The organism is Mesorhizobium sp. M2C.T.Ca.TU.002.02.1.1 (assembly GCF_003997225.1).
Genome location: NZ_RZTO01000889.1, coordinates 1 through 2,401, shown reverse-complemented (window position 1 = coordinate 2,401; position 2,401 = coordinate 1). Strand labels below are relative to the sequence as shown.

The window sequence follows — 2,401 nt, the reverse complement described above, 5'->3', positions numbered from 1 at the left end:
CGACGGGGGAGAGGAAGGGCGCCAAGCTTTTTACCGTCAGCGCGCGTCCAGCAAGGCTCCTTTCCTTTCCCTCCGGAGGGGGGAAAGGTGGCGCTGCGAAGCAGCGACGGATTGGGGGAACCACCTGACAATCAAGCCTCGGGCCTGATCAGTCACGCCAGTCAAAGAAGATGTGTGCACAGCGCAACGTGAACGGGGAGAAAGAAGCTAATCTCAAATCTTCGCGTCGTGCGGTAGCGGTGCGGTGGCTTTCTCCAGCCAGGCCAGCGTCTCGCCGTCGACCATCGGGCCGATCTCGGCCAGCACCCGGGCGTGATAGCGGTCGAGCCATTGCAACTCGTCCCGGTGCAGCAGGTCGGTGCGGATCAGCCGCTTGTCGATCGGCGCCAGCGTCAGGGTCTCGAAGCTGTGCATGGCGATGTCGCCGCCCTCGATCTGCTCGGCCGGCGTGACCAGGATCAGGTTCTCGATGCGGATGCCGTAGGCGCCTTCCTTGTAGTAGCCCGGCTCATTGGACAGCATCATGCCGGCCAGCAGTTTTTCGGTGCCGGTGCGGGCGATGCGCTGCGGGCCTTCATGCACGGCAAGGTAGGAGCCGACGCCGTGGCCGGTGCCATGGGCGAAGTCGCAGCCATGCTTCCACAGCGCCATGCGCGCAACGGCGTCGATCTCCGAGCCGCGCGTGCCGGCGGGGAAACGCAGCGTCGAGATGCCGATCATGCCCTTCAGCACCAGCGTGAAGCGCTCGCGCATCTCCTGCGTCGGCTCACCGATCGGCACGGTGCGGGTGATGTCGGTGGTGCCGTCCTGATACTGGCCGCCGGAATCGAGCAGGAACAGCTCGCCGCTCTCGAGCTTGCGGCTGGTGGCGCGCGAGACACGGTAATGCATGATGGCCCCGTTCGGGCCGGCGCCCGAAATCGTGTCGAAGGAGACGTCGCGCAGCGGCATCTGCGTTTCCTCGCCGGTATGGCGGCGCACTTCCTCCAGCTTGGTGACGACGGCGATTTCGTCGAGCGTGCCGGGCTTCTGACGGTCGAGCCAGCACAGCAGCTTGGCGACCGCGGCGCCGTCGCGGCGATGCGCGGCGCGGCTGCCGGCGATCTCGGCCTGGTTCTTGGTCGCGCGGGGAATACGCGCCGGGTCGGCCGCTAAGACGACCTTGCCGCCATTGTCCTCGACCAGCATGCGGAGCTTCTCCGCCGCCAGCACCGGGTCGAGCGCGATCTTGCCGCCGTTCTTGGCGAGATCGGCGATGGCGGCTTCGAATTCGCCTGGATCATGCGGATCGGCAAGCTGGGTAAGATAGGCCGCGACCTGCCGCGAGAATTTGCGCTGGTCCATGAACAGCTGATGCTTGCCGTCGGCGGCGAGGATGGCGAAGCCCAGCGCCAGCGGCGTGTGCGGCACGTCGCCGCCACGGATGTTGAAGGCCCAGGCGATCGAGGAGGGATCGGTCAGCACCGCATGGGTGGCGCCATCCTTTTCGATCGCCCTCGCCAGCCGCGCCAGCTTGTCCTTCGCCAGCTCGCCGGCAAGGTTTTGCGGATGGATCTCGACCGGCGCGCGCGGCGGTTCCGGCTGGTCCGTCCAGATGATGTCGATGGGGTTCTGGTCGAGCGGCACCAGGGTCGCGCCGGATTGCTCGGCCGAGGCCTTCAGCGCCTTGATCTCGCCGATCGTGTGCAGCCATGGATCGAAGCCGAGCCTTGCGCCCTTGCCGAGATTGTCCTTAATCCAGGAGGCCGGCGGATTGTCGATGAGGCTTTCGACGGTGAAGATCGAAAGATCGACCTCATTGCGCACCTGCAGCGTGTAGCGGCCGTCGACGAAGATGAAGGCGCGGTCGCGCAACACGATCGCGACACCGGCCGAACCGGAGAAGCCGGTCAGCCATTTCAGCCGCGCCGAGCGGTCGGCGACATATTCGCCCTGATGCTCGTCCGCGCGGGGGACAAGGAAGCCATCCAGGCCATTCTCGGCCAGCCATTGCCGCAGCAGCGCCGCGCGCGGCTTACCGATGGCCGGATCGCCTGCGGAATCAAAGGTCTGGAACATTTTGGGCTCCCTCGAGTGGCTTGCGGCGACCGTAGCGCATGATCTTGAAAACCGGAATCGATTTCGGCAGGGCCAGACCTGCTGGATGCAAGCCGATCTCAGCGCTTGAGGTGGATGGTCACCCAGCCCTCGCGATGCAAGGTGCGAACGTGGCGGAAGGCTTGGCCGACATAGGCCGAGATCACCGCATCGCGCTGCCGGTCGAGGATGCCGGAGAGCACCAGCGAGCCGCCGAGCCTGACGTGTTTGGCCATTTCGGGCGCGAGCCGCATCAGCGGCCGGGCCAGGATGTTGGCGACGACGAGGTCGAAAGGCGCGCGCCTGGCGAAGATCGGATGATGGA

2 protein-coding genes are annotated in these 2,401 nt (G+C 65.9%); both read right to left on the bottom strand.

Annotation, left to right across the window (positions count from 1 at the left end):
- Positions 1–213: 213 nt before the first annotated feature.
- The gene (locus tag EOD07_RS30970; protein WP_127237998.1) at positions 214–2,058 is read right to left on the bottom strand and encodes an aminopeptidase P family protein; all 1,845 of its coding nucleotides are present in this window, start codon (positions 2,056–2,058) and stop codon (positions 214–216) included.
- A gap of 98 nt (positions 2,059–2,156) precedes the next feature.
- The coding region (locus tag EOD07_RS30965) for a 50S ribosomal protein L11 methyltransferase (protein ID WP_206519611.1) at positions 2,157–2,401 on the bottom strand (245 nt) is incomplete at its 5' end.

Excerpts from the sequence above, each read along its gene's own strand:
- EOD07_RS30970 (WP_127237998.1), bottom strand. The coding sequence starts at position 2,058 with ATGTTCCAGACCTTTGATTCCGCAGGCGATCCGGCCATCGGTAAGCCG.